24 protein-coding genes are annotated in these 26,061 nt (G+C 66.2%); 14 read left to right on the forward strand and 10 right to left on the reverse strand.

Going from position 1 to position 26,061, the window contains the following annotated elements; all coding sequences use genetic code 11:
* Window positions 1–554: 554 nt before the first annotated feature.
* From EGH23_RS10550 to trkA, 5 genes are all read left to right on the forward strand, one after another.
* Window positions 555–7,469 (forward strand): malectin domain-containing carbohydrate-binding protein, encoded by a 6,915-nt coding sequence (locus tag EGH23_RS10550; protein WP_220579972.1) that lies wholly within the window; start codon window positions 555–557, stop codon window positions 7,467–7,469.
* A 240-nt stretch (window positions 7,470–7,709) separates the two neighbouring features.
* A complete protein-coding gene (locus tag EGH23_RS10555) occupies window positions 7,710–9,668 on the forward strand; it encodes a PKD domain-containing protein (protein WP_220579973.1) in 1,959 nt (652 codons plus the stop codon).
* 234 nt (window positions 9,669–9,902) lie between these two features.
* Window positions 9,903–10,787: a hypothetical protein gene (locus EGH23_RS10560; RefSeq protein WP_220579974.1), complete on the forward strand. Its 885-nt coding sequence runs from the start codon at window positions 9,903–9,905 to the stop codon at window positions 10,785–10,787.
* A 181-nt stretch (window positions 10,788–10,968) separates the two neighbouring features.
* A complete protein-coding gene (locus tag EGH23_RS10565; protein WP_220579975.1) occupies window positions 10,969–12,546 on the forward strand; it encodes a TrkH family potassium uptake protein in 1,578 nt (525 codons plus the stop codon).
* A gap of 120 nt (window positions 12,547–12,666) precedes the next feature.
* Window positions 12,667–14,022, forward strand: a complete 1,356-nt coding sequence (gene trkA, locus EGH23_RS10570; protein WP_220579976.1) for a Trk system potassium transporter TrkA — start codon at window positions 12,667–12,669, stop codon at window positions 14,020–14,022.
* Window positions 14,023–14,159: 137 nt separating this feature from the next.
* Here trkA and EGH23_RS10575 read toward each other — a convergent pair whose 3' ends face one another.
* Entirely contained in the window at window positions 14,160–14,669 is a 510-nt protein-coding gene (locus EGH23_RS10575) for a hypothetical protein (RefSeq protein WP_220579977.1), read from the reverse strand.
* A gap of 154 nt (window positions 14,670–14,823) precedes the next feature.
* On the opposite strand from EGH23_RS10575, the gene EGH23_RS10580 reads away from it, so the two are divergent.
* Both EGH23_RS10580 and EGH23_RS10585 read left to right on the forward strand, forming a co-directional pair.
* The gene (locus EGH23_RS10580; RefSeq protein WP_220579978.1) at window positions 14,824–15,171 is read left to right on the forward strand and encodes an ArsR/SmtB family transcription factor; all 348 of its coding nucleotides are present in this window, start codon (window positions 14,824–14,826) and stop codon (window positions 15,169–15,171) included.
* Window positions 15,168–15,512 (forward strand): hypothetical protein, encoded by a 345-nt coding sequence (locus EGH23_RS10585; protein WP_220579979.1) that lies wholly within the window; start codon window positions 15,168–15,170, stop codon window positions 15,510–15,512. The genes EGH23_RS10580 and EGH23_RS10585 overlap by 4 nt, the downstream gene beginning before the upstream one ends.
* Before the next feature lie 113 nt (window positions 15,513–15,625).
* Here the strand turns inward: EGH23_RS10585 and EGH23_RS10590 are convergent, their stop codons facing one another.
* Window positions 15,626–15,868: a hypothetical protein gene (locus EGH23_RS10590; RefSeq protein ID WP_220579980.1), complete on the reverse strand. Its 243-nt coding sequence runs from the start codon at window positions 15,866–15,868 to the stop codon at window positions 15,626–15,628.
* A gap of 548 nt (window positions 15,869–16,416) precedes the next feature.
* On the opposite strand from EGH23_RS10590, the gene EGH23_RS10595 reads away from it, so the two are divergent.
* Entirely contained in the window at window positions 16,417–16,695 is a 279-nt protein-coding gene (locus tag EGH23_RS10595) for a hypothetical protein (protein WP_236044763.1), read from the forward strand.
* Between the two features lie 109 nt (window positions 16,696–16,804).
* Window positions 16,805–17,290, forward strand: a complete 486-nt coding sequence (gene gvpH / locus EGH23_RS10600; RefSeq protein ID WP_220579981.1) for a gas vesicle protein GvpH — start codon at window positions 16,805–16,807, stop codon at window positions 17,288–17,290.
* A 249-nt stretch (window positions 17,291–17,539) separates the two neighbouring features.
* Here the strand turns inward: gvpH and EGH23_RS10605 are convergent, their stop codons facing one another.
* From EGH23_RS10605 to EGH23_RS10620, 4 genes are read right to left on the reverse strand one after another with little or no spacing between them, the layout of a single operon-like run.
* Window positions 17,540–18,436 (reverse strand): hypothetical protein, encoded by an 897-nt coding sequence (locus tag EGH23_RS10605; protein WP_220579982.1) that lies wholly within the window; start codon window positions 18,434–18,436, stop codon window positions 17,540–17,542.
* A gap of 40 nt (window positions 18,437–18,476) precedes the next feature.
* A complete protein-coding gene (locus EGH23_RS10610; protein WP_220579983.1) occupies window positions 18,477–19,193 on the reverse strand; it encodes a hypothetical protein in 717 nt (238 codons plus the stop codon).
* Between the two features lie 21 nt (window positions 19,194–19,214).
* Complete coding sequence (locus tag EGH23_RS10615) at window positions 19,215–19,544, reverse strand: hypothetical protein (protein WP_220579984.1); 330 nt, start codon at window positions 19,542–19,544, stop codon at window positions 19,215–19,217.
* Window positions 19,541–20,188 (reverse strand): hypothetical protein, encoded by a 648-nt coding sequence (locus EGH23_RS10620; protein ID WP_220579985.1) that lies wholly within the window; start codon window positions 20,186–20,188, stop codon window positions 19,541–19,543. The genes EGH23_RS10615 and EGH23_RS10620 overlap by 4 nt, the downstream gene beginning before the upstream one ends.
* Window positions 20,189–20,360: 172 nt before the next feature.
* Between EGH23_RS10620 and EGH23_RS10625 the strand changes: the two genes are divergently transcribed.
* Entirely contained in the window at window positions 20,361–20,924 is a 564-nt protein-coding gene (locus EGH23_RS10625) for a type 1 glutamine amidotransferase domain-containing protein (protein WP_220579986.1), read from the forward strand.
* Between the two features lie 12 nt (window positions 20,925–20,936).
* Here the strand turns inward: EGH23_RS10625 and EGH23_RS10630 are convergent, their stop codons facing one another.
* Window positions 20,937–21,602, reverse strand: coding sequence for a class I SAM-dependent methyltransferase (locus tag EGH23_RS10630; RefSeq protein WP_220579987.1), 666 nt, complete (start codon window positions 21,600–21,602; stop codon window positions 20,937–20,939).
* Between the two features lie 257 nt (window positions 21,603–21,859).
* Window positions 21,860–22,210 carry a hypothetical protein gene (locus EGH23_RS10635; protein WP_220579988.1) on the reverse strand — a complete coding sequence of 117 codons (351 nt, stop codon included), beginning with the start codon at window positions 22,208–22,210 and terminating at the stop codon, window positions 21,860–21,862.
* A gap of 126 nt (window positions 22,211–22,336) precedes the next feature.
* On the opposite strand from EGH23_RS10635, the gene EGH23_RS10640 reads away from it, so the two are divergent.
* Window positions 22,337–23,359 (forward strand): NADP-dependent oxidoreductase, encoded by a 1,023-nt coding sequence (locus EGH23_RS10640; RefSeq protein WP_220579989.1) that lies wholly within the window; start codon window positions 22,337–22,339, stop codon window positions 23,357–23,359.
* Here EGH23_RS10640 and EGH23_RS10645 read toward each other — a convergent pair.
* Window positions 23,353–23,856, reverse strand: coding sequence for a hypothetical protein (locus tag EGH23_RS10645; protein ID WP_220579990.1), 504 nt, complete (start codon window positions 23,854–23,856; stop codon window positions 23,353–23,355). The two genes, EGH23_RS10640 and EGH23_RS10645, sit on opposite strands and share 7 nt — an antisense overlap.
* A gap of 135 nt (window positions 23,857–23,991) precedes the next feature.
* Between EGH23_RS10645 and EGH23_RS10650 the strand changes: the two genes are divergently transcribed.
* Window positions 23,992–24,186, forward strand: a complete 195-nt coding sequence (locus EGH23_RS10650) for a cold-shock protein (RefSeq protein ID WP_135305301.1) — start codon at window positions 23,992–23,994, stop codon at window positions 24,184–24,186.
* A 2-nt stretch (window positions 24,187–24,188) separates the two neighbouring features.
* Window positions 24,189–24,383, forward strand: a complete 195-nt coding sequence (locus EGH23_RS10655) for a cold-shock protein (protein WP_135305302.1) — start codon at window positions 24,189–24,191, stop codon at window positions 24,381–24,383.
* An 85-nt stretch (window positions 24,384–24,468) separates the two neighbouring features.
* Here EGH23_RS10655 and EGH23_RS10660 read toward each other — a convergent pair whose 3' ends face one another.
* The gene (locus EGH23_RS10660; protein ID WP_220579991.1) at window positions 24,469–25,212 is read right to left on the reverse strand and encodes a DUF429 domain-containing protein; all 744 of its coding nucleotides are present in this window, start codon (window positions 25,210–25,212) and stop codon (window positions 24,469–24,471) included.
* 123 nt (window positions 25,213–25,335) lie between these two features.
* Here EGH23_RS10660 and EGH23_RS10665 point away from each other — a divergent pair, with 123 nt between their 5' ends.
* A complete protein-coding gene (locus EGH23_RS10665) occupies window positions 25,336–26,043 on the forward strand; it encodes a nucleotidyltransferase family protein (protein WP_220579992.1) in 708 nt (235 codons plus the stop codon).
* Window positions 26,044–26,061: the final 18 nt, after the last annotated feature.

Below are 26,061 nucleotides of genomic sequence, written 5' to 3' on the forward strand. Positions count from 1 at the left end.
CCGTCCGATCGACACCGTTCCGCCGTAGACGCGTCGCTCGCCGCGCGATAGCGACCGGCCGGAGTCACCGATAGCTCCTCTTCGAGACGATCGGGGCAGTCACTCTCGTTCTCGAACGCCAGTGCCGACAGCGCCATCTCGGGTTCCGTAACCGCGAGAATCGAGGCATTTCGCGGGTGGAAACGGCCGACTAACTCATCGGAAACGGCATCTCTGAGTTCGCTACCCCCACTTGGTAAGCACCTGCGCACTAGCTCGCTCTAACCGTCGTAAACCGGCTTTTGAACGATAGCTATCGGTGCCAAATTTCGGTCATACGAGCCATAACAAAGGTGTCAACTGGAGCAGAGACGAGCGATGGCTCCGACAGGCCAGTCGACTGCTGTCTCCCGGCGTGAGCGGAGCGGGAGTCGCGTCGCTCGGACCCGCTCGTGCGGGAGGGGGGTTCGGCGTGGCCGCCGTCGGTGCCAGTTGAGAACCATGCAAACAGTCACAGCGAATCAGATAGGGAGAGGATGAGGGGAGCGAACGAAGCGACGCGACTTTTCGCGGTCGTGTTTTCGGTTCTGATGATCACGTCGGCGATGGGAATCGGTGCGATGTTCAGCGTCGGGGTAGCGCAGGGGCAGACACATACACTCCACCAGGCGAACGCGGGCGGCTCGTTCACGGCGGACGGGAACACCTGGGATGCACTATCGACTTACCAGGTCGCTGGGGAAGACGAAACGTCCAGTCACGGCCAGCCGAGCACGATCGACAGCTCGGTGCCGTCCGGCACCCCCACGCAGATCTGGGAAACGGAACGATGGGACCCTAGCGGCGGTGAAGAGATGCAGTACGAGTTCGACGTCCCGCAGGGCCAGCAAGTGGAGGTCCGACTCTACTTCTACGACGGGTACTCCGGGACCAGCAGCGTCGGGGACCGCGTCTTCGACGTCTCGATAGAGGGCCAGACCGTCCTCGATAACTTCGACATCATCGAGACGTACGGCGACGACACCGGCGCGATGGAGTCGTTCACCGTCACCAGCGACGGAACCATCGACGTTGACTTCGGGCACGTCACGGAGAACCCGCAGGTCAACGCCATCGAGATCGTCGCGACCGAACCGGAGCCCGACACGCTCGGTGGCCCGTCCGAGGTCGACTTCGGACAGGTCGTCACCGGACAGACCGAGACCGAGACGGTCACCGTCACGAACCTCGGCGGCGACGGCGACCCGAGCATCGATATCTCGGGCGTCTCCGTCAGCGGCGACGCCGCCTTCTCGGCGGGGTCGGCGTCACAGACGACGCTCGCACCCGGCGAGTCCGCCGATATTCCGGTGACGTTCTCGCCGTCGGAGGTGGCTTCGAAGAGCGCGACGCTCGAAGTCAGTCACAGCGGGTCCAACTCCCCGCTGACGGTCAACCTGGCCGGCGAGGGCGCAAGCGCGGTCGACCCCGGCTTCTCGAAGAGCAAGCTACAGGGGTTCAGCGCGGGTAACCCGACGGCTATCGACTTCGGGCCCGACGGTCGCGCCTACGTCTCGACGCAGGGCGGGACCGTCTACGCGCTCACGGTCGAGCGCACGGGCGAGAACAGCTATCAGGTCGTCAACGAGGTCCAGATAGACGCAATCAAAGACATCCCGAACCACGACGACTTCGGAAACCTCGTATCCGGCGAGACCAACCGCCAGATTACCGGTATCACCGCCGGCGGGACCGCCGAGAACCCGGTCGTCTACGTCTCCTCGTCCGACCCCGAGATCGACGTCGGGCAGGACGACGACGACACGGACACTAACTCCGGTGCCATCTCCCGGCTGACGATCTCGCCCGGTAGCGACGGCACGCTAGAGGCGAGCGAGGTCAGCCACGACGTGATGGTCCTCGGCCTCCCGCGCTCGGAGGAGAACCACGCGACCAACGGTCTCGACCTCTCCGCCGACGGCGACACGCTGTACGTCGCACAGGGCGGGCACACGAACAAGGGCGCGCCGGGCGACAACTTCGGGCACACGTCCGAGTACGCGCTCTCGGCGGCAATCTTAGAGATCGACCTCGCCCAGATAGAGAGCAACTATCAGGCGAAGAACCTGCAGAACTACGACAGCAACTACCCTGACCTGTCGTTCTTCTACGGGATTCCGACCATCCAGAACGACGACGCGACGGACGGCGACGACCTGCCGTTCGGCGGCAACGATGGGATCAATCAGGCGAAGCTCGTCGAGGGCGGACCGGTGCAGATCTACTCGCCCGGGTATCGGAACCCGTACGACCTCGTCGTCACCGAGAGCGGCCAGGTCTACGCGGCCGACCACGGCCCGAACGGCGGCTGGGGCGGCCAACCCGCCGACGCGAGCGGCAACACCGTCGCCGACGCGGCGAGCGTCACGAACCACCCGAACGAGGACGGGAGCTTCAGCACGAACGACCAGCTCGTGAAGGTCGACGAGGGCGACTACGGCGGCCACGCCGCGCCCATCCGCGCGAACCCGACCGGCGCGGACATCTACGACGCGAACGGGAACATGATATTCGACATCAACGCGTCGAACTCCCCGGTCCCGTCCAGTATGGTGAACCCGGCGGAAGCGGATTACATCCCGCCGACCAGCGGCTCGCCCGACCCGGGCGCGCCCGCCGGCAGTGCGAACACGATGGAGTTCGAGAACAGTGACCCGGTCCTCTTCGGACCGACCGGCGCAACCACTGAGTACACCGCTTCGAACTTCGGCGGCGCCATGCAGGGCGACCTCGTGCAGATAGAGCTCGGTGGGGACATCGAGCGCGTCGAACTGAGCGACGACGGCGCGACGGTCACGAACGTCGAGACCATCGCTAACACCGGCGGCCCCCTCGGGGCCACCGCACAGGACGACGACGAGGTGTTCGCCGGGACGATCTGGACCGCCAACCACGGCGGCAACGACATCACCGTCCTCGAACCCGTCGACTACGAGGACGACGGCGGCGACGGCACCCAGTGTACCGGGGCGGACGACGCCTCGCTCGACGAGGACGGCGACGGCTACGACAACGCCGACGAGATAGACGCGGGCACCGACCCGTGTTCGTCGGCCTCGACGCCCGCCGACTTCGACGACGACGGCACGTCGAACCTCAACGACCCGGACGACGACAACGACGGCCTCAACGACACCGAGGACCCGTTCGCGGTCGACGCCAGCAACGGTATGGACACGACGCTGCCGGTTCAGCACGACCTCTCCGAACTCAGCCTCTTCGGCGAGAACGGACAGGGCTGGACCGGGCTGATGATGAACGGACAGAACTACCAGGACCTCTACGACCCGACGCAGATGACGGTCGGCGGCGCGGCCGAGGTCCTGACCGTCGAGCAGGTCCCGCAGGGGGACGCCTACTCGAACACGAACACCCAGCAGTACGGCTTCCAGTTCGGCGCGGACACGCCGGACGAGCCGTTCACCGTCGAGACGACGGTGAGTAGCTTCCCGGATAACCCGGAGAACTACCAGTCCGCCGGGCTGTTCATCGGTACCGGCGACCAGTCGAACTACACGAAACTGGTCGTCGCGGCCGACGGCGGCAACGGCGGCATCGAGTTCGCCAAGGAGGTCGACGACTCCTTCACCCACCCGAGCTCGCCGAACGTCGTCAGCGACAACGCGGTCACGACGTCACAGACGACGCTCCGCATGACGGTGGACCCGACGACCGACCCCGCGCCGGACAACGGCGTCGAGGAGGTCGCGGTCACCGCCGAGTACGAAGTCGCGGGTAACACGACCGAAGTCGGAACCGCCGCGGTCCCGGCCAGTTGGTTCGACACCTCGGACGGCGTCGCACCGGCGTTCGGCGTCATCTCGACGTCCAACGGCGCGAGCAACACGTTCTCGGCGACCTGGACGGACATCTCCGTCGAGTACGTCACCCCGCCCGCGAACCAGCCGCCGACGGCCGACGCGGGCGCTGATCAGACCGTCGACGAGAACACCGAGGTCACGCTGGACGCCTCCGGCTCCGACGACCCGAACGGCGACCAGCTCGGATACACGTGGACCCAGACGGCCGGTCCCGACGTCAGTCTGAGCGTCAACGACGGCGAGCAGACGACGTTCACCGCGCCGGAAGTCGATAGCGAAACGACGCTGACCTTCGAGGTCAACGTCTCCGACGGCGAGGCCACGGACGCCGACACGGTGAACGTCACCGTCCAGGACACCGACACCGCGCCCGCCGAGGGCGAGGTCGTCTACCGCGTCAACGCCGGCGGTCAGGAGGTTGCAGCCTCCGACGGCGGTCCCGCGTGGAGCGCCGATACCGGTAGCAGTCCGTCACAGTACGTCAACGCCGACGGCGACAACGGCCTCAACACGTACAGCACGGGCGACACTGTCACGCTCGACGGCTCGGTGCCGTCGAGCACGCCCGCGTCGGTGTTCCAGACGGAGCGCTACGACGTGAACACCACCGGCTCGGCCGCCGACGACACCGAGATGCAGTGGTCGTTCGACGCGGAGCAGGGCGCGACCTACGAGGTTCGCCTCTACTTCGCCGAGATCTTCCTCGACTCCTCGAACGTCGACAGTCAGGGTCCCCGGACCTTCGACGTCGTCGTCGAGGACCAGACGGAACTGGACGACTACAACATCTATCAGCAGTACGGTCACGACGTCGGCGTGATGGAGGCCTCCGAGGTGACGCCCTCGGACGGCACCATCGACGTCGAGTTCCTGCACGAGCAGGAGAACCCGAAAATCTCGGCCATCGAAGTCGTCAAAGTCAGCGACGGCGGCGGTAGCGGCGACATGACCGTCGCAGAGGCGGTCGCAAGCTACGACGACGACGGCGACGACACGCAGATAGAGAACGAGGAGATTCAACAGGCCGTCAACTGGTGGACCACCGGTAGCGAGGTGCCGAACACCGGCGGCGAGACCATCAGCAACTCGCAGATGCAACAGCTCGTGAACCTGTGGGTGACCGGCGCGACCGTCGGCGACGGCTCCGGCGATGGTGACGGCGACACCGCCACCGGGTCGGCGCTGGTCGAAGTGACGCCCGACACCGGACTAGAGACCAGCACCTACGGCAGCGGCTCCTATCAGGTCACCAATACCGGCGAGAAGAACATCTCGTCGGTGTCGTTCGACCTCGATACGGCGACGCTCCCGGACATGGTGTTCGACCCGCAGGGGACTGCGGGTGACCCGACCGGTGAAGGGTTCAACATCGCCAGCGACGGCGGGACCGGCATCACGACCGCCGAAACCACCGACGGCGACTACAGCGCGTTCTCGGAGCCCCACAACGGCCAGAACGCCGACGACGGCTACGACGTGATGACCGTCGAGTTCGACGACTTCCAGAGCGGCGAGACGGCCACGTTCTGGGCCGACAACGACCCGACCAGCATCAAGGGCGCGACGGTCGGCTCGCAGGAGGCCGGTCCGGTCTCCGGACTGGAGCTCGCCCGTTCGACGGTGACGGTCACCTACGAGGACGGGACGACCCAGACCACCCAGCTGATGGGTGACGGGAGCGCCGGCGGCGCGACCGCCGTCGTCAACGACAGCGAAGCCCCCGCGCCGACCATCGGCGCACAGGACGTCTCGCTCGACGACAGCGCGCTCGACGACTACCACAGCGCGGCGACGGTCTCCTCGGCCGACCAGACGGTGACGGTCACCGGCGAGCCGGGAGAGACGGTCACGCTCGTGCGCGTCGAGGGCGAACTGACGCTGACGAACGTCCCGGACGCCGACGGTGACGGCGAACCGGGCTACGACATCGAAGCCTACGAGGCCAACGACGCCGAAGCCGTCGAGTACTACTCGGTCACGCTCGACGGCAACGGCGAGGCCACGGTCCCGGTCACGCTGACCAACACGACCGGCGACTCGGATACGGGTAACGCCGGCTACAACTACTTCGTGGCCGCACACGGCGAGGCCAGCGGCGACATGGGTCTCGCCTCGAACGTCGTGGTCCTGAAGTACGAGGAGAGCGCCGACGACGGCTCGGGCGGGTCCAGCGGGGCCGCCTCGGCCGACTTCGCCGTCAACGCGAACGGCGGCGTCGACGCCAGCACCTACAACGGCGGCTCCTTCGAGATCGCGAACACCGGCGACCAGCAGATAACGTCGGTCACCTACGACCTGAGTTCGGCGGCGTTCCCCGACGTGGTCTTCGACCCGCAGGGAACCGCCGGCGACTCGGGTGCGAAGGGCTTCACGCCCGACAGCGGTGAAAGCGCCGTCTCGCCGTCCGGGTCGTTCGCGGCACCGCACAACGGCCAGAACGGTGACGACGGCTACGACGAACTGACCGTCGACTTCGGCGACTTCGAGAGCGGCGAGTCCTTCGCCTTCTCGACGGACATCGACCCGACGAGCATCAAGGACGCTTCGGGAACCGGCGCGGCCGGTTCCGTCTCCGGACTGGAACTCTCGGGTGCGACGGTGACCGTCGAGTACGCCGACGGCACCACCCAGACGACGAACCTGTTCGGCGACGGTAGTGCCGGCGGCTCGCAGGCCGCCGCGAAAGCGGACGTCCCGACCGCGCCGACGACCGGCGCGGAGGGCGTCTCGCTGGATTCGGACGCGCTCGACAGCCAGCACAGCGCGGCGACGGTCTCCTCGGCCAGCCAGACCGTGACGGTCTCCGGCCCCGCCGATGCGACCGTCCAGCTGCTCCACGTCGAGGGCCAACTCGAACTCGCTAACCAGGCCGACGGCTACGATCTCGAAGCCTACGAGGCCAACACCGCCGAGAACGTCGACTACCAGACCGTCCAACTGGACGGCAACGGTCAGGCGACGGTCGACGTCACGCTCACCAACACGTCCGGTAGCGGCGTCGAGGGCGGCTTCAACTACTTCGTCGCCGCCGTCGAGGACGGCAGCGGCGATACCGGCGCGACGTCGAACGTCGTCGTCATGAAGTACGCCGAGGGGAGCGACTCGTCGGGCACGCAGGTGCTCCACCGCGTGAACGCCGGTGAGAGTACGACGATCGGTGCGACCGACGACGGTCCCGACTGGACCGGCGTCGCGGACACCAGTTCGCAGTACCTCGCTTCGGCAGCGTCGTCCAACGGCGGCACCTACTGCGGCGGTGCCAACGTCACCGCCGACGGAACTGTTCCCGCCTCGACGCCCGACGGCGTCTGGGACTGCGAGCGCTACGGCAACATGACCTGGGAGTTCGACACCGACCCCGGACAGGACGTCGAGGTTCGACTCTACCTCGCTAACTCCTTCGATGGTACGAGCGAGCCCGGTCAACGCCAATTCAACGTTTCCATCGAGGACCAGCAGGTCCTGACGCAGTACGACCCCGTGGCCGACGTCGGCCACGCTAACGGGACGATGAAGAGCTTCAACGTCACCGAGAACGGCGACGGCACGGTTACCGTCACCTTCGAACAAGGTGCTGTAGAGAATCCGGAGGTCCGAGCCATTGAGATCGTCGAAGGGGGGAGCGCGTAACGAGACGCGACTGAAGACGATGCTCGGAACTCCCCTCTCCGCGCCGGATGTCCGGCGCACAAGCGTTCGCCCTCGCCCCTCGCCGTTCGGGGGTAACTGCCAGAAACATCGAACGGCGGCGGGTGTGCGGCGACGCCCTACGCATCAGCGGCTACGCCAGCCGCGGACAGCGAGTGGGGCTTCCGAGCACGACGAGCCGCGTAGCAACGAACGACGACATCAGCGACAATACAGCAACTCATGAGCACGACGATACAGACTCGATTCAAGCGGGCGACAGCGGCGTTCCTCGCGCTCGCGGTCATCCTCTCGGTCCTCGGACCAGTGGGGACGGCCGCGGCTGCGCCGAGCGTCTCTGTCTCCCAATCGGCGGATAGCACGACAGTCAACCCCGGCGGTACCGTGACGTTTACGACCGATCTCACAGTCGAAGAGCTCAACGCTCCGCAACTGAACGTCACCACACCTGACGGATGGACGATAACGAATCAGGAGGCCGAGGGCGGGCCCGCCTACGACGGTGACGGGACCTGGCAGTGGTTCTCGGGCGGCAGCGCCGGCGCTAACGTCTCCTACACCGTCACGTACACAGTGCAGGTGCCCGGGGACGCCAGTCCCGGTGAGTACACTATCGACGCGGAGGGGTCGGCTGTGACTCCCGAAACTGATTCGACCCGCTTCGCCGACACCGACTCGACGACTATCACGGTCGAGGAAGAACAGACCAATACCCCGCCGACCGCAGACGCGGGCGGCGACCAGACGGTCGACGAGGGTGACGACGTGACCCTCGACGCCTCCGGCTCTGACGACCCGGACGGTGACTCGCTGAGCTACACGTGGACCCAGACCGCTGGACCGTCGGTGAGCGTCTCGGACACCGTCTCGCCGACGTTCACCGCGCCGAGCGTCGACAGCACGACCACGCTCACCTTCGAAGTCGAAGTCGCCGACGGTAACGGCGGCACCGACACCGACACGGTGAGCGTCACGGTCGACCCGGTCAACGAAGACCCCAGCGCATCCATCAGCGGACCGACGAGCGCTCAGGTCGGCGAAGAGCTGACCTTCGACGCCGTCGCGTCGGACGACGGCTCCATCGCCTCCTACGAGTGGGACTTCGACGACGGTGAGACGGCGAGCGGCCAGTCCGTCACCCACGCGTTCGATTCGGAAGGCGACTACACGGTCGAACTGACCGTCACCGACGACGAGGGCGCGACCACTACGGCAACCCAGACGGTTTCGGTCAGCGCCGCGCCCGCGCCGGCGAACTTCCAGATTACGAACCTGGACGCGCCCGCGTCCGCGACGCAGGGAGACACCGTCACCGTCGAGGCGACGGTCGAGAACACCGGCGACGAGGAAGCGACCCAGACCGTCGAGTTCACGTTCGACGGCTCGGTCATCGACAGTCAGGACGTGACGCTCGCGAGCGGCGCGAGCGAGGACGTCCAGTTCACGCTCGACACGACTGGCGTCGCTGCCGGTACGTACACGCACGGCGTGTCCACCGACGACGACACCGCGAGCGCGCAGATAACCGTCGAAGCCGCGTCCGAGCCCTCACCCGGAGCGGTCGACGTGAGCCTCGTGCCCGCCGACCAGACCGCCACGACCGGCGACGAAGTGACCTACGACGTGGTCGTCAGCGGCACCGACGACGTCGGAGCCTTCGAGGGTAACGTCACGGTCTCCGATACGTCGAACGCGATAATCACCGACGTCTCGACGCCCGCTACGGGCGACAACCAGAATGTCGACTTCACCGAGCAGACCGCTGAAATCGGAATGTACGGTCTGCCCCAGGACGCAGACGACCCGGTGACTGTCGCGACGATCACCCTCTCCGCGGAGAGTGTCGGCGAGACCGACATCTCGCTGTCGGACAACAAGGTCTACAATCAGCAGGGCACCGGCTACACCATCGACAGCACCAACGACGCGACGCTGTCCGTGAGCGTCGGAGCGGTCGTCGGTGACACGCCGCCCGCGAACATGGACGACGACGCAGTCCTCGAAGACATCAACGGCAGCGGCGAGTTCAACATCGTGGACGTGCAGGCGCTGTTCTCCGCCTACACCCAGGACAAAGACGTCGTCCTCGACAACGTCGAGCAGTTCGACTTCAACGGCGACGGCGAGATAAGCATCGGTGACGTGCAGGCCGCCTTCTACGAGGTTACCACGTCGCAGTAACCGACCGCGGAACCGTCACGACATCGCTTTTTTCCGACCGCTCGACGCCGGACACAGTCACTGATACAAGTGGTATCGCCCGTCTACCGATGTCACGAGTCGGTCGAGACGCGGTCGCTCGCCGGTTAAACGGTCCCTACGGAAACGACCCGAGACACTTCCGGAGCCACCCGGACCGTTCAGTCAGTCTATATCTTTAAGGGAACCTCACCGGGTCAGGAGTGGGAAGCAAGGATGACCGGAAACCGACAGCACGCCGTCGTCGCGGCCGCGCTCCTGCTAACGCTGCTCGTCAGCGTCGCCGCGCCAGTGAGCGCCGCCGGAACGACGGACGTGTTCGTGACACCGACCGAATCGGAGATCGAACAGGACGAGACGACGACCGTCGACGTCGTCGTCGGGAGCGCCGACCGCGGGGTGGGCGCAGCCGAGCTACGAGTGGCGGTCGCGGACCCGAGCGTGGCGTCGATAGATAACGTCACGATCGGCGGCGCACCGAGCCTGACGAACGTGACCTACGCCGACGACCGTTCGTGGGCCAGCGTCGAGTACGCCACGGCGAATACGACCGACAGCGGCGAGGTAGCGATCCTGACCGTCACCGTCGAGGGCCGCACCGCCGGCTCGACCGAGCTCTCGGTCCTGCCGCAGACCGACAACGACGCCGTTCTCGCCTTCGACGAGCGCGGCGACGGGTACGCCGTCTCGGAGATTCGAGACGGGACGCTGACCGTGACCGAAGCCCGTAGCGGCGGCGGGGGCGGCGGAGGCGGGAGCGGCGGAGGCGGTGGCGACTCGGGGTCGTCCGGCGGCTCGAACGGCGGAGATTCCGCCGACAGCGAGACCCCGGAACCGACCGCTGAGCCGACGCCCGAGCCGACGGCGACCGAGACGCCTCGATCGACTACCGACGGGGAGTCGACCACGAGCGAACCGACTGAGCCGACCACTGCGCCGGCGACGGACACCGAGACACCAGAGTCCGAGTCGACGGCGGAGACGCCCGTCGACACGGCGACGCCGGCCGACGTGGATAGCGGCCTGCCGATCACGGGAATCGCCGCAGGGGGCGGACTCGTCGCACTGCTCGCCGTGGCCGCCCTCGCTCGGCGGCTCTGAGGGCCGTCGCCGCTCGGTTCACGGGTACTTCCACCGGAGATAGCGAACATCGATGGCAAGAGAGCCCAGTATCGACGAGGCCGACGACGTGGAGCGTCCGTTACGGTTCGAAGACGAACTGTCGTCGGTATCGCATATCGCCACTTTCACGTCGCTTCGACCAGTCCGATGAGGAGATGGTATGAGTGGCGACTTTCTGGATTCGGTTCGGAGCTATCTGCGGTTCGACGTCCAGACGCACGTAGATTACAGGACCAGTCTGGGATTCGTCGGGCTAATACTCAAGTACCTGGCCGCCGCACCGCTGTTCCCCACGGCCGTCGCTCTATATTACGGGGAGAGTCCGGTACCGTTTCTGGTGACCAGTGGTGTGATGTTCGGACTTGGGGTCGCGCTCGGACGACTCCGGACCGGTCCCGAACTCGGCAATCGCGAGGCGTTCCTCCTGGTCGGCCTCACGTGGCTCGTCGTCCCGCTGGTCGGGATGTTACCGTATCTCATCGCGGGGAACGGGACAGTTGCCCACCCGGTGAACGCGCTGTTCGAGAGCATGAGCGGGTTCACGACCACCGGATCGACCGTGCTGAGCCAGATATCGTTCGAGCGCCACCCGCGGTCGATACTGATGTGGCGGCAGCTCACCCAGTGGATCGGCGGGATGGGAATTCTCGTTCTCATGATCGCCATCCTCCCCGAGCTCTCGGTCGGCGGCGCGCAGATAATGAGCGAGGAAGCCCCCGGGGTCTCGATCGACAAGCTCACCCCGCGTATTCAGAACACCGCCCGAACGCTCTGGAAAATTTACATCGGGTTCACGGTCGCCGCGGCCGGGGCACTCTACGCGCTGAACTTCCTCGGTCTCGCGGACATGAGCTTCTACAACGCGGTCGCCCACGCGCTCACTACGCTACCGACCGGCGGCTTCTCGCCGGAGGCTCGGAGCATCGAACCGTTCTCGCCGGCCGTCCAGTGGACCATCATCGCGTTCATGATCGTCGCCGGGACGAACTTCGCGCTCTTCTGGTACGCGTTCTCGGGGCGACCGGAGAAGCTACTCCGGAACGTGGAGTTCCGGTCGTATCTCTCCGCTATGGTCGTCGTCAGCGGCGTACTCGCGGTACTGTTGTTCACCGGTCTCGGTCTCGCGGAAGTGCCGGACGCGATTCCACCGCTGCCGGGCGACGTTGAGAGGTCGGTCCGACAGGCGGTTTTCCAAGTCGTCTCCATCGTTACGACGACCGGATACGCCAGCATGGACTTCAACACGTGGGATCAGTCGACACAGCTCATCCTACTCACGGCGATGTTTCTCGGCGGTTCCGCGGGATCCGCCGCCGGCTCTGTCAAGATAATCCGGTGGTACACGATCCGAAAGACGATGGCGCGCGAACTGTTCACGTCCGTCCACCCGGAAGCGGTCCGACCAGTCACGTTCTCCGAAGAGATGGTCGACGAGGAGACGGTGCGGAGCGTCCTCGTGTTCACGATACTGTTCCTCACCATTTTCGCGTTCTCGTCGATACTCATCTATCTGGACAGTCTCCGGATCGGTCTCGACATCTCCGCTATCGAGGCGGTGAGCGCGTCGATCGCGACGCTCGGGAACGTCGGACCGGGCGTCGGAGTCGTGGGGCCGATGAACAACTTCTTGCGGTTCTCAGCGGCTACGAAACTCTACATGATCTTCCTCATGTGGCTCGGCCGTCTCGAAATTCTATCGGTGCTGGTCCTGTTCACGCCGTCCTACTGGCGGCGGTGAGACGAGCGACTGTCTCGGGCCGTCTACCGGTCCGGAGCCGGTCCGGTGAGCGACCTAATCACAGACTTGGTATCCCCTGGGCCCGTAGACGTACCTCGTGTACGACTCCGAGGGATACAGATGCGGGTAATCATCATCGGTGCGGGCGAGGTCGGTTCGAACATAGCCGCCAGCTTCGCGTCGGAGCATCACGTAACCGTCGTCGACGTCGACCCGGAAACGGTCGAGGACCTCACGTACTCTCACGACGTCTTGGCGATAGAGGGCGACGGGACCGACTGCGACGTACTCATAGAGGCCGGTATCGAGGACGCGGACCTCCTAATCGCGAGCACTGACGACGACGAGACGAACCTCGCGACGTGTGCGACCGCTAAGACGGCCGGAGACACCTTCACCATAGCGCGCGTGAGAAACGTCAACTACCTCGATACGTGGAACCGCTCGTCGCGGGCGTTCGACGTCGACCACATGGTCTCTCCGGACGTCCTCACCGCCGAGAACATCGCCGACATCGTCGGCTTACCTTCGACGCTGACCGTCGATCCGTTCGCCGGCGGCGAAGCCGAGATGGGGGAGTTCGAACTGCCCGAGGGCGGGGAGCTCGTTTCTCAGACCGTCGAGGAGGCTGACCGCATCGATGGCGTCACCATCGCTGCCCTCGTCCGGGACGGGGACGTGACGATCCCGTCCGACCGGACTACCTTCGAGGTCGGTGACAAAGTCGTCGTCATCGGGCGTCCGGACGCCATCGAGGAGTTCTCGGAGGCGGTCACGCCGCCCGAAGCGTCGTCCGAAGTCGAGGACGTCGTGATCGTCGGCGGGAGTCGCGTCGGCTATCACACGGCGCGGCTCCTCGAAGAGCGAGGGCTCGGGCCGCGGCTGATCGAACGGGACGCCGACCGCGCGCGCGAGCTAGCGGGGAGGCTAGAGAAGACAGTCGTGATGAACCACGACGGTACGGACCTCGATTTCCTGCTGAGCGAGAGCGTAGACGAGGCCGACACAGTCGTTACGGCGCTCCCGGGCGACGAGACGAACCTGATGATGGCACAGCTCGCGAAGGGTATCGGCGTCGGACGGACGGTCACCGTCATCGAGAACGGGGAGTACGCCGATATCTTCGAGCGGGTCGGTATCGACGTCGACGTCGCAGCCAACCCCCGAAAGGCCACCGCCGAGGAGATCGTCCGGTTCACGCAGGGGAGCCAGACCCGGGGACGGATAGAGAACCTATCGCTGGTCGAGGACCAACAGGCGGAAGTCCTCGAAGTCGAGGTCGACGCGGACAGCGCCCTCGGGGGCCGCTCTGTCGGCGACGTGGCCGCCGAACTCCCCGAAGCCGTCGTATTCGGTGCGATCACCCGCGACGGCGAGTTCGTCGCGCCCCGAGGCGAGACGGTCGTCGAACCGGGCGACCACGTCGTCCTCTTCGTCGCGGCCGACGTGCTCTCCGAGGTCAGTGAGGCCATCTGAGCGCGCCACGTACGCGTACTGAACCCGGGAGCGTGCCCCAGCGAGTTCGTCGCGTCGTCGGTCGCCCGGAGCGCATACCGCGGACTGCACGAGACGAGATCGGCACCTCTCGAACGTCCGCGGCGGCGCTTCGCCCGCTACGGTTCGAAGACGATCTGCTGGAGGTCGTCCCCGAAGTCCGTCAGCGCGCTCCGTTCGCCGTCGATCAGCCCGCGGAGCGTGACGAGAACCGCGTCGTCCTCGCTCTGGAAGTCGAAGGCGAGGCGGTCGAACGCGGCGTCCTCGCCCAGGCACGAATCGAACAGCGGCGCGCCGCCGTCCGAGCGCCCCTCGAGCGAGACGTCGGTGCCTTCGGTCCCCGCTCGGTCGTCGAAGACGAGGCGCTGTGCGTGCTGGCTCTCGGCCACGAGCTGGAACACCGAGCCGGCATCGATGCCGTCGAGTCGGCACTCGACGACGACCCCCACTTCGTCGCCGGTCCCCGACTCGGGGTCGAGGGCGACCCGCTCGACAGGGGGGAGATCGTCGTTGTCGACTAACTCGCCGATACCCAGCTCCTCGATCGCGAACTCGAGCGTGACGTCGATCTTTTCGGCGGTCTCCGATGCCTCGGTGTCGCGAGCGAGAGCGTGTAGTTCACTACTCATAGGTTGAACCCGCCCCTCGAGATCACTGCTTCGAGTAGGCTACACGGGGGTACGAGTTCCCTACTTTTGAACCCGAACCGCGTTTGCAGAGCGTGCAAACCCGACGCGAGCGGAAGTATGAAACGGTTGGCACTGCCTAGGAGCCCGAAAGAGGATGGACCTGAGAACGCAGGACCTCATCGACGCGGTCTCGACCGAGGAGGCCCGAGAGATCCTCCAGCTCGCCAGCCGAGAGCCGATGTCGGTCCAGAACCTCCAGGAGGAGATCGACGTCTCCGCGGCCACTATCTACCGTCACACCGACGATCTCGTCGAGGCGAACTACCTGAAAGAGGAGACGGAGATCACCGACAACGGGGACCAGTACAGCACGTTCCGGACGAAGGTGAACGCGGTCACCTTCACCGTCGAGCGAGACCAGTTCCGCGTCGACGTGCAGGTCAGAGACGACATCGTCGACCGGTTCAGTCGCGTGTGGCGCTCGCTGGGGGAACGCCGATGACCGCGGTGGCCGGTGCAGTCCGAACGACTCTCCTGCAGACTCAGGGAACGCCGGAGCAGTTGCTGTTCGGAGTTTCGAGTTTCGTGGTGTTCCTGTTGCTGCTGATGCTAGCGGCTATCTCGTACAAGGCCTACCAGCGCGAAGACGTCACCTCGTTCCTCATCGCGTCGATCGGGTTCGTCAGCCTCGCGATCGGTTCGGTCACCGAAGCGACGTACGAGTTCGGGCTGAACGACGGCTATCAGACGATCGGCCGCGACCTCTACCTCCTCAGGACCGGCGAGGCGGTGTTCCTGGCGCTCGGTGTGCTGTTGCTCCTCCTCTCGCTGCGACGGGCGTAGCCCGTCCTCGATCGCGACCGCCTCGCGCTGCAAGGCCGTCGCTGACCGGCATCTGACAGCGGCTGTCCGGTGAGTATCGCACGTCGAAAAATAACTGGTCGAACGGGGGCTGCTTATTTCGAACTGCGCAGCCGAACTTCGTCGTCGTTGATGCTGTCGACGTGCTCGTTGCGGACCTCGTTCGAGTCGTCGTCGCCCCAGCCGAGCATGTCCTTGATCTTGTCCGTGAGACCGCCGTCGTCGTCGCGGTCGACCGTCGCCCGGTCGTCGTCGACGTTGCGGATGGAGCCGATGCGGTTGCCGTTTGCGGTGACGACGTCTTTGTCGCGGTCGTCGTCAGTGAAGTTTCGTGCCATCGCATTCGGAGTACGCGGGGCGCGGCGGGACCGTTACTGCTTGTTCCTGCGTGGTGGTTATACCCGAAGCGGAGAGACAGCCGCGCGGTTGGACTGAAACGCGCATCTCGGAACGCTTCGCCGGTTCAGAACGGACGAACTCCGCCCGAGGGATCCGCTCTGGCCCCGGCATTCGATGACGACGACGAGCTGTCGAATTCGATATCGTTCGGAACACGGTGAAACGGCGATACGGCTGCGAGACCGGCGGCGCTTTCGCGTGCGCGCCGTGGACTGAAGCCGTTCCAACCCTCTCCACCCCATTGGATGCAGATGCGACTGTCGTCAACGGAGCAGACGACTACGAGCGACCGGTAATGGGCTTGCGCGGCGATCGACGGCGGTGACGACCAGCCGTCCCGATCTCGTAGGGACGGAATTCCTCGGCGGTCGTGAACCGCGATGCGGGCGTAGCGACCGGTCGTCGGCGGCGGATTCCCGACGCGGAGGGGTCGTCTGCAGGTACAGGCAGCGGACGGATTGGGCGTCGGTCCGTCGTTTCAGTCGCAATGGGAATCCAATCAGAGAGCGAGTCCGAGACGACGGAAGTAGACGCGACGAGTAAGGTCGACGACGTCGCCGAATCGACGCCGCTGTCGATGGGCGATCCGGTAGCCACGCTCGCGGCGGGGTCGGTCCTCTACTCGTGGTACAAGTTCTACGGCGAAGGGAACAAGGAAGGCGGCATCTTCGTCGGCCTGTGGGCACCGACGCTGCTGGCGGCGGCCAGCTACCTCCAGCAGAAGGACGTCATCCAGGCGATCAAGCGCGGCGTCGCCTCGTTCTGAGGCGGCGGGTCGCGCCGGCGGATCGGAGCCCGGTTCCGAACGGGGTAGTGCATTCCGGGCGATACCTTTTGCCGCTGCTCGCGTTACGTGAACGTAGTCAGCACTGACCATGACTTCTGGTGACAACAGTGGTTCGGACGACGGGGACCGCGATAGTACCGACGCGGACGACGGTATTCACATCGAATTCGGCCTCTCGTTGAGCGACCTCGTCGACGGCCTTCTCGACGGCGACCGCGCGAGCGACGACCGAGGTAGCCTCGGGCACCGTCCCGAGCGGGCCGGAACCGAGCAGTCCTCGTCGGGTTCGGACGAGGTCGACGGACGGGACCGCGACGAGTCGACGGTCGATAGCCACGTCCGGACGTACCGCGAGGGCGACCGGGTGACGGTCGTCGCCGACCTGCCGGACACCGACTTCGACGACGTCTCGGCCGCGGTCGGCGAGCGCACGAACGACCTCGTGATTCTCGTCGACGAGGCCGTCGTCGACCGGGTGTCGCTCCCGTGGGAGGTCTTCGAGGTGGACGCCGCGACGTTCAACAACGGCGTGCTGGAGATCCGCGTTCGGGCAGTCGGCGACGCCGCCTCGTGAGGCGGACGAGCCGATCGCGCCGCCTCGAACGCTGGGACCGGTAGCGCCCGCTACAACAGGGACCGCAGCAGGCGCAGCGGGAACGTGACGATGGCGATTAGTAAGCTGATGATCCGCTGAAGTATCGCGCGAATGCTACCGAGCATGCTCCGCGTTATCGTTCGTCATCGACATAGCGTTTCGGCACGCATATGCCGGCAGCGTCGGGAAACTGGACGCCGCGGGCGACGACCCCGAAGCGCCCACTCCTCACTCTTCTTCGTCGTCCGCGGACGAGGGCTGCAGCGTCGAGAGCCGTCGCGGTTGGCGCATATCCGGTCGGTTCGCCGAGGGGATCGAGGAGAAAGTGTTCCGGCGATGGCCGGGGTCGGCCACGGTGTCTGTGGCGTCGTCCTCGGCCGTCGACGTCTCGTCTGGGGCGTCGTCCTCGGCCGTCGACGTCTCGGACGTCTCGTCCGCCTCGTCTGACTCGTCGGGTTCCGTTACCTGGTCTCGCAGCGACGACTGGGCCGCTTCTATCTCCTCGCGGAAATCGTCGAGCGAGGAGGTTAGCTCTAAATCGAGTTCCTCACCGAACTGCGCCATCAGGGCCGTCGACTCGTCGCTGTCCGCGTCCGAACTGTCGTCCGGTTCGGCCGAACTCTCCGTCACCGGTTCGCTCTCCGCCTCCGGCTCTCCGTCGGTCTCGGCTCGCTCCTCGTCTTCGGCCGCTTCGTCGGCGTGCTCGTCCGTTTCGTCTCCTGTCCCCGACTCCTCTTCGGCCTCGTCTGCGGCCGTGGTCGCCGCGTCCCCCGGCGCGGTCAGTTCCCGGAGCTCTTCGAGCGGCTCCGCCGCCGCGTCGTCCTCCGTCTCGGACAGTTCCGAGAGCAAGAAGAGCGTGCGCAACTCGGCGACCGATTCGGGGTCGCTCTCTGAGAGCGCCTTCGGTATCGTCTCCGGGCCGCTGCCTTCCGGCAGGTCTGTGCCCGTCGCTTCCAGCAGCGTTTCGGTGGTGGCGCTCTCGATCAGTTCGTCGGCCTCGGCGGCCACGTCTCGGAGCGACGACGACGGCTCCTCGCTCGACTCGTCGTCGAGTTCCTCGCGAGCCGCTCGGAGCAGTTGCTCGACCCGGTCTTCCGTCGGTCGCTCGTCCGTGTCCTCTGTCATTGTTCGCCCATCCGTTCGGTTTCTCGCCGCGGTCGCGTCCTCACTCGTCCGATTCGTCGGTCGAGTCCTCGCCGTCGCCGGAGCCCTCTTCGGCCGTGAACTCCTCGACGATGCGCTCTCGCATCGTCTCCGTGTCGAGGTTCGCCTTCACGCCGACCTTCTTCGCGATGGACTGCAGCTCGTCGTAGGACATCAGATCGAGGATCTCCCGGAGCGTCTCCTCGCGGAGGTTGTCGAGTTCCTCGGGGGAGGTGACGCCCGCCCCGTCTTCGCCGTCCGCTTCCGATTCGCCTTCCTCGGCTTCGTCGGCCGCTTCCGTCCCATCCGCCTCCGACTCGGCTTCCGCCGCCGAATCGTCGTCTGCGCTCGACTCGTCCTCGCCCGTTCCTTCCTCGTCCGTCGCTTCCTCGCCGGTCTCCTCGGGAAGCGAGCGTGCGGTCTCTCGGATCTCTGCCAGCGCCGAGTCGGCGTCGGCGTCCGTGAGCAGCTCGGAGAACACCGCGACGAGGAACTCGCGGACCTCCTCGAGGACGTCGTCGGACGAGTTCCCCTCTTGCAGCCCGGCGGCGACGAGCTCGCCGACCGAGCGACCGAGGACGGCTCCGATCTCGCCGCCGATGCGAGCGCCGACCGCGCGCCCCGGCGACGTGTCTCCCTCTCCGTCCCCGCTTAGCTCGTCCGGCACCCATTCGAGGGAGTCGGTTAGCACGGCTACCGATTCTGAGACGGCGTCGGCCGCTCTGGACGTATCACTCATGGTTACCGTCGGTTCGGTCGTTCATTCCTCGCCATCGTCCGAGTCGGTCTCGTCGTCGCTCTCTTCGGCGCTCTCCTCGTCTCCCGCGGTCTCTTCGTCTTCCGCTGTCTCCTCGCCGTCGTCCGACCCTTCGAGCAGCTGCCCGATCAACATCGCGCCGAGGTAGCCGCCGAGGAGCTCACCGAGCTTGCGGCCGGCCAGTTCGCCCAGCCTGCGACCGACCGCTTCCGTTATGTCGCCGTCCTCCTGCTCGATCCCCTCCAGTTTCGTCCCTTCGAACAGCTCCTCGTAGTCGAGGCTCGACAGTATCTCCCTCGTATCGACGGCCGACGCGAGTGCGTCGTCGCTCATGAGTCGTCGCTCCCCTCCGTCTCGTCACCGCTCGACGAGTCCGAACTGGACGACTGGGTCAGCTGCGTGACCAGCTCGCTGATGAACTGACTGACGAACTTCTCGACGGGGATGTCGTCTATCACCGACTGGGCCGACCCCTTGACGTACTCGCCCATGCCGCCGCCGTCGGAGTCTTCGTCGTCACCGCCACCGAGCAGTCCGCCGCCGAGGCCGCCCAGCAGGCTCCCGAGACCCGGTCCGTCGAGCAGTCCCGAAACTGCCGAGAGCAGGTTGCCGAGCAGGTTCCCGTCGCCCTTGCTCGCGGTCACGTCGAGTTCGACCTCGTCCAGGTCGACCTCCAGCCCGAGGAGATCGACGAAGAGTCCCTCGAGGTCGAGATAGAGGACGCCCGTGTCGCCGTCGCCCTCCTCGGCGCCCTGCTCGCCCCCCTGATCCTGCTCGCTCTCTTCGTTCTCACTCTCTTGACTCTGTTCGCTCTCCTGGTCTTCGGTCCCTTGGTTCTCGCTCTCCTCGGTGTCGTCGGCCTCCGTCTCCGCTTCGTCGGCGTCCGACTCGCCGTTCTCTTCGTCTTCGCCGCCGTCCGTCATCAGCCGTCGCGTCGTCTCGGGGTCCGTGGACACGTCCTCGATAGAGTCTGCCATGTACTCGAAAGACAGTCGTAACGCGGAAGTGACGACTGCTTGCAAGAGCAGACTCCCGTCTGTGATCGGGGTGCAGACGGCGTTCCGCCCGCCGAGAAGAACCGGTCGTGCTCGACCGGACTTGCGAGGGCTGGCCAGCCCCTTACCCGCCCTCCGCCCCGTCTCTCTCCTGATGAGCGAATCCGAGAACCAGCAGCTGGACGGAGCGCAGGTCGCCATTCTCGTCGCGGAGGGTACCGAGTCGGTCGAATTCGACGAGCCGAAGGAAGCCCTCGCAGACGCGGGAGCGGACGTCGACGTGATCGGCCCCGAGACGGGCGAGGTGCAGACCGTCGAGAACGACCTGAACGAGGCGGAGACCGTCGAGGTCGAGCGCGCGATCGACGACGTCTCGACCGACGAGTACGACGGCGTGGTCGTTCCCGGTGGCACCGTCGGCGCGGACACGCTGCGGTTCGACGACGACGTCGTCTCGTTCGTCGCGGCGCAAGTAGAGTCGGGGACGCCCGTCGGCTCGATCTGCCACGGTCCGTGGGTACTGGTCGAGGCGGACGTCGTCGACGGTCGGACGCTGACGTCCTATCCGAGCCTCCAGACCGACGTCCGCAACGCCGGCGGCGAGTGGACCGACGAGGAGGTCGTGACCGACGAGTCGCTGATCACGAGTCGGAAACCCGACGACCTCGACGCGTTCTGCAAGGCCGTCGTCGACGCGGTCGAGTCGACCGCCGCGTGATCGCGGTCCGAACTACACCGGTTTCTCACCGACGACGAAGGTCCACCACTTGACGAACTGCGTGCGCCGATAGGCCTCGTAGAGATGCTTCGAGGGGCCGGATTCGGCGATGCTCGCGACCATGAGCGGCGAGCCGAGCGTCCGTTTCTCTACGACGTCGAACGCCCGCGCCACGAGTTCGTAGACGTCCGCCTCCGAGAGGTGACCGTAGATGTCGGTGTCCTCTTCGAGGAGGCCGAGTCGGAAGGCGATGCCCTTCGTCAGTCGTCGGTACAGTCCCGGGGTCCCCTCCAGAAGGACGACTCTACCGCCGGGTTCCAGGACGCGTGCGGCCTCGCTGAGAATCTCCTGTCGGTCTTCCGGCGGGACGTGGTGGAGAAACCGCCGGCCGACGACGGTCCCGAACGACGCGTCCTCGAACGGTAGCGAGCGCGCGTCGCCGGCGACCGCCGGGTTGGGCACGCGCTGGGCGTTCGACGGCCACCCCTCCAGGCCGACGTCCGCCGCCGGGTGCATGTGCTGTCCGAACGCGAGTTCGAGCGTCCGGCCCGGCGAGAGGTTCTCCGAGATGAGCGCGTCGTGGTGCCGGTAAATACGGGCCAGCAGCGGATGGCGGCGAATCTCCCGGGGTTGCTCTACGATGGCATCGTCTTGGACGTCCCAGGTGGCCTCTGACATAGTCGATCCTCGGTGTCCCCGCTACCCGTGTACCGCATTTGTTTATAGAGGTGCTAAGCGGCCGAAATTGTGTCTTTCGCGGACATACTTCTCTTCCGGTGTTCACCGCATAGTCGACAGATAGGTACGTTGTCGGGCGGCGGAACTGTCGCCGTGATGCGGGGGCTCTCGGACGGCTCGCGCTCCCCGACCTCTCCGCTCTCCCGCCGGTGGCCTGCGCGACTATAGAAAGGCCGGTTCGACCGTGATTCGGCGCGTTACTTGTCGGAGTCGTCGTCGCTCTCGACGTCGATTCGGAGGGGTCCCTGGTCGTCGTCTTCGCTCTCACCCAGGAACTTAGAGCGCACGTCGTCGGCGAAGGACTGTACCTGATTGCGCAGCGTCTTGACCTCCTCTTCGAACTCGTCGACCTCTCGCTCGACGTAGTGGACGTGACGGGTGGGGATTCGGCGGACGATGTCCCAGTCCCCGTCCTCGTCGTCGCCCATCTTGACTATCCAGTGGTCCTGGAAGTACGCGAGATGCTCGTTCTGGACCGTCCGCTCGACGGTGCCGTCCTCAGGTGTCTCGTAGACGATCGTCGCCTCGCCGAGGTCTTCCTCTGCCATAGCGGCCACGACGAGCGGGTGCGTGTTAGGTACTGTGCCTGCTCACGCGACGCCGGAATAAACTTTCAACCGGTGTATGTTTCTTCTTTCGATGCCCCCTTTCGGGTCTCCGGTGTACGGCTCGTGATGTCCGAGACTAACCGCGTCTATCGGCTGGCGAAGCGCCCCGAGGGGACACCGGACCGCGACACCTTCGAACTGTCCGAGGAGTCGGTGCCCGACCCCGGGCCTGGCGAGGCGCTCGTGCGCACGCTGTATCTCTCCGTGGACCCATACATGCGCGACCGGATGCGCGAGGGCGAGTCCTACGCCGAACCGTGGGGCGTCGGCGACCCGCTGCAGGGCGGCGTCGTCGGCGAGGTCGTCGAATCGAACGGCGCGGGCTTCGAGTCCGGCGACGTCGTCACCGGGAACCTCCAGTGGGCCGACTACGCCACCGCACTCGGCCCGGAACTGACGCCGGTCGACCCCGACGTCGCGCCCGTCTCGACGGCGCTCGGCGTCCTCGGCATGCCGGGGCTGACCGCCTACTTCGGCACTCGAGAGGTCGCCCAGCCGTCGGCCGGCGACACGTTCGTCGTCACCGGTGCGGCCGGTGCCGTCGGCTCCGTCGCCGGGCAGCTGGCGAAGCTACAGGGCGCTCGCGTGGTCGGTTTCACCGGCTCCGAGGAAAAGGTCGAATTCATCGAAGACGAGCTGGGCTTCGACGCCGCGATCAACTACAAGGACACCGACGACTACCGCGCGGCCCTCCAAGAGGCCGCGCCCGACGGTGTCGACGCCTACTTCGACAACGTCGGCGGCGAGATCACGGACGCCGTCTTCACGCAGTTGAACGTCGACGCGCGCGTGGCCGTCTGCGGACAGATCTCGCAGTACAACGACGAGGAGACGCCGGTCGGGCCGCGAAAGCTCGGTCAACTCATCCAGTCGCGGGCCACCGTCCGGGGATTCCTGATCGGCGACTTCGAGCCGCGCTTCGAACAGGCGACCGAGCGGCTGGGCCAGTGGGTCGCGACCGGCGACGTCGAGTACCGCGAGACGGTCACCGAGGGGTTAGAGAACGCCCCGGACGCCTTCCTCGGACTGTTCGAGGGCGAGAACATCGGCAAACAGCTCGTACAGGTCGGCGAGCGCGAGGATCAGTAGTTCCGGACGGCGGCGACGATGCCGGCGGTCTGGCCGACGTTCGTCAGCGTCAGTCCGACGAGTACTAGCACCCAAGCGGGGAGCGCGATGCCCGCGAGATAGACGACCACGCCCGCGGCGCTCGCCGCGGCCCCGCCGGTATAGGCCCACGGAGTCCGGTCGACGCGTCGACCGGTGTAGGCGAGGCCGACCGCGGGGACGACCATCCAACCGACGACGGTGGCGGTCAAGAGCGCTTCGACGTCGCCGAGCAGTCCGGCGATACCCGCCAGCGTGATGGGCAGTCCGACGACCAGCACGCGTCGCCACACCAGCAGCACGCCGTCGGCCATCTCCCGCCACGAGAGGGCGGCGAACGCGGCGAGTATCGTCGCCATGACGACGTGCGCGATGAGCACCGTCCGAGCGGCCAGCAGACCGAGGTGGGCGGCAGTCGCGAACGTCCACGCCAACGGGACGAGGACGACCGGGCCGTTCTCTCTGAGTCTCCGGAGCATGTTCCACGGTCGGAAGCGACCGACAAGAACCGCTCGAATCCGGTAATCGGCCGCCGCTGTCGATCTCTCGCCGTTCTGTGGGGTTCTGGCCGTATCGGAACTGTTATCCGTGGTCCCGGCGTCTCTGGAGATGCAATGGCGAAAGGAACGGTTGATTTCTTCAACGACACTGGCGGTTACGGTTTCATCGACACTGAGGACGCGGACGAGGACGTTTTCTTCCACATGGAAGACGTCGGCGGTCCTGACCTCGAAGAGGGGCAGGAAGTCGAGTTCGACATCGAGCAGGCGGACAAGGGTCCGCGCGCGACTAACGTTACACGGCTCTAACAATGGCGAAAGGTAAAGTCGACTTCTTCAACGACACTGGCGGGTACGGTTTCATCGAAACAGAGGACGCGGACGAGGACGTGTTCTTCCACATGGAAGACGTCGGCGGTCCTGACCTCGAAGAGGGGCAGGAAGTCGAGTTCGACATCGAGCAGGCGGACAAGGGTCCGCGCGCGACGAACCTCGAACGGCTGTAAGACGGACTTTTGGTCTACAGTCTCGCAATTATTCACACCGACGAGCGACTGCTGTCGGCTGGCGCGTAATCGCCGTCAACTGGCCTCATTCAACCGACAGCGGCGTCGCTGCCCGGTAGACGAGCTCCATCGGGAGCCCCGCCGCATCCGTCGGCGGCTCGGACGGGAGCGTCCGAAGGTCGCCGTCGCCGGGGCGCGCGGTGTAGGCGAGCGCCACGGCGTCTAAGACGTCGGCGACGGTCACGTCGTGGCCGGCGGTGGCCTCGGCCACTCGCTGGACCAGCGGTGCCGCGTCGCGGTCGTAGCCGACGAGCGTGCGCATCCGCTCCGCGTAGCCGCCGGCCGTCTCGCGGGAGTGCGCGAGCGGCTCTCCGGCGAACGCGCGAAAGCAAAGCTCCGGGTGGGACTCGCGGACGACGGCGGCGGCCTCGGGGATCTCCCGGAGGAGTTCGTCGCACATCGCGATCCCTTCGCGGCGTGCGAACGCCGCCTCCGAGAGTTCCGCTCCGCTCTTCCGTTCGTGGACTCGGTTCGCCGTGGAGTAACGGTGTTTTCGCGTGGCTTCTCGAACCGGCGGGTCGAAGACCGCGACGCTTCGAGGCCCAAGCGCCGCGCGCGCGAGTTCGTCACAGCGCCGAACGGGGTCGCCCGACTCGACGAGGCCGATGGGGACGTCCACCAGTATCCGCGCGGCGGTCTCCTCGTACCTCGACCAGCACTCACCGATACTCTCGAAGATCTCGGTGCGGTCGTAGCCGTCCGGTCCGAACGCGACCGCGAGGCACGACCCGTCACCGCAGACGACGCCCACGTACAGGTCTCCGGCCATCACTCTAGTTCGGGGGCCGGAGCGCAAAAGTCTGACCCGCGCTTACTATCCGAGTCGTCGCGCCTTCCGGATATCTCTCGCACCGCCACCAACCATTTCTCCCCGTCGGCCGACGGGACGGACATGGACGGCGTCGTACTGGCGGCCGGGCAGGGGACCCGGATGCGGCCGCTCACGGAGCGGCGACCGAAGGGGCTGGTCGAGGTCGCCGGAAAGCCGCTCCTCTCCTACGCTTTCGACGCGCTGCTGTCGGTCGGCTGTGACCGACTGGTCGTCGTGGTCGGCTATCGCGGCGACGATATCGTTGCTCACTACGGCGAGTCGTATCGGGAGCGGCCGCTCGTCTACGTCGAACAGGCCGAGCGGCTCGGAACGGCCCACGCGCTCCGACAGACGCTTCCCGTCGACGGATCGCCCATCGTCGTGATGAACGGCGACAACGTCTGTCGGGCGAACCTCGACGCCGTCGTCCGGCGACACCGCGAGACCGAGGCCGCCGCGACGCTGCTGGTCGAACCCGTCGCGCGCGAGCGGGCCCGGACGACCGGCGTCGTCGAGAGGGACGCCGACGGCCGCGTCACCGGCCTCGTCGAGAAACCCGAGGAGCCGCCGTCGACGGTCGTCACGCGCGGGTTCTACGTCTTCGACGTCGCGATCGACTCGGCGGTTCGACTCGTCACGCCGTCGGGCCGCGGCGAGTACGAACTCGCCGACGCCGCCGACCTCCTCGTCCGCGCGGGCCACCGCGTCGAGGCGGTCGAACTCGACGGCTGGTGTCACAACGTGAACGAGCCCGCCGACCGCGAGCGCGTCGCCGACCGACTGCGGTAGCTATCGAGCGGAGAAAAC

The organism is Haloarcula nitratireducens (assembly GCF_019599505.1).

Bases quoted from the DNA above. Each gene is read 5' to 3' on its own strand.
- EGH23_RS10630 (WP_220579987.1), bottom strand. From the start codon at position 21,602: ATGTCAGAGGCCACCTGGGACGTCCAAGACGATGCCATCGTAGAGCAA.
- EGH23_RS10575 (WP_220579977.1), bottom strand. From the start codon at position 14,669: ATGAGTAGTGAACTACACGCTCTCGCTCGCGACACCGAGGCATCGGAG.
- EGH23_RS10650 (WP_135305301.1), top strand. From the start codon at position 23,992: ATGGCGAAAGGAACGGTTGATTTCTTCAACGACACTGGCGGTTACGGT.
- EGH23_RS10665 (WP_220579992.1), top strand. From the start codon at position 25,336: ATGGACGGCGTCGTACTGGCGGCCGGGCAGGGGACCCGGATGCGGCCG.
- EGH23_RS10660 (WP_220579991.1), bottom strand. From the start codon at position 25,212: ATGGCCGGAGACCTGTACGTGGGCGTCGTCTGCGGTGACGGGTCGTGC.
- EGH23_RS10615 (WP_220579984.1), bottom strand. From the start codon at position 19,544: ATGAGCGACGACGCACTCGCGTCGGCCGTCGATACGAGGGAGATACTG.
- EGH23_RS10625 (WP_220579986.1), top strand. From the start codon at position 20,361: ATGAGCGAATCCGAGAACCAGCAGCTGGACGGAGCGCAGGTCGCCATT.
- EGH23_RS10605 (WP_220579982.1), bottom strand. From the start codon at position 18,436: ATGACAGAGGACACGGACGAGCGACCGACGGAAGACCGGGTCGAGCAA.
- trkA (WP_220579976.1), top strand. From the start codon at position 12,667: ATGCGGGTAATCATCATCGGTGCGGGCGAGGTCGGTTCGAACATAGCC.
- EGH23_RS10610 (WP_220579983.1), bottom strand. From the start codon at position 19,193: ATGAGTGATACGTCCAGAGCGGCCGACGCCGTCTCAGAATCGGTAGCC.
- EGH23_RS10580 (WP_220579978.1), top strand. From the start codon at position 14,824: ATGGACCTGAGAACGCAGGACCTCATCGACGCGGTCTCGACCGAGGAG.
- EGH23_RS10560 (WP_220579974.1), top strand. From the start codon at position 9,903: ATGACCGGAAACCGACAGCACGCCGTCGTCGCGGCCGCGCTCCTGCTA.
- gvpH (WP_220579981.1), top strand. From the start codon at position 16,805: ATGACTTCTGGTGACAACAGTGGTTCGGACGACGGGGACCGCGATAGT.
- EGH23_RS10635 (WP_220579988.1), bottom strand. From the start codon at position 22,210: ATGGCAGAGGAAGACCTCGGCGAGGCGACGATCGTCTACGAGACACCT.
- EGH23_RS10590 (WP_220579980.1), bottom strand. From the start codon at position 15,868: ATGGCACGAAACTTCACTGACGACGACCGCGACAAAGACGTCGTCACC.
- EGH23_RS10655 (WP_135305302.1), top strand. From the start codon at position 24,189: ATGGCGAAAGGTAAAGTCGACTTCTTCAACGACACTGGCGGGTACGGT.
- EGH23_RS10645 (WP_220579990.1), bottom strand. From the start codon at position 23,856: ATGCTCCGGAGACTCAGAGAGAACGGCCCGGTCGTCCTCGTCCCGTTG.
- EGH23_RS10565 (WP_220579975.1), top strand. From the start codon at position 10,969: ATGAGTGGCGACTTTCTGGATTCGGTTCGGAGCTATCTGCGGTTCGAC.
- EGH23_RS10620 (WP_220579985.1), bottom strand. From the start codon at position 20,188: ATGGCAGACTCTATCGAGGACGTGTCCACGGACCCCGAGACGACGCGA.
- EGH23_RS10640 (WP_220579989.1), top strand. From the start codon at position 22,337: ATGTCCGAGACTAACCGCGTCTATCGGCTGGCGAAGCGCCCCGAGGGG.
- EGH23_RS10595 (WP_236044763.1), top strand. From the start codon at position 16,417: ATGGGAATCCAATCAGAGAGCGAGTCCGAGACGACGGAAGTAGACGCG.
- EGH23_RS10555 (WP_220579973.1), top strand. From the start codon at position 7,710: ATGAGCACGACGATACAGACTCGATTCAAGCGGGCGACAGCGGCGTTC.
- EGH23_RS10585 (WP_220579979.1), top strand. From the start codon at position 15,168: ATGACCGCGGTGGCCGGTGCAGTCCGAACGACTCTCCTGCAGACTCAG.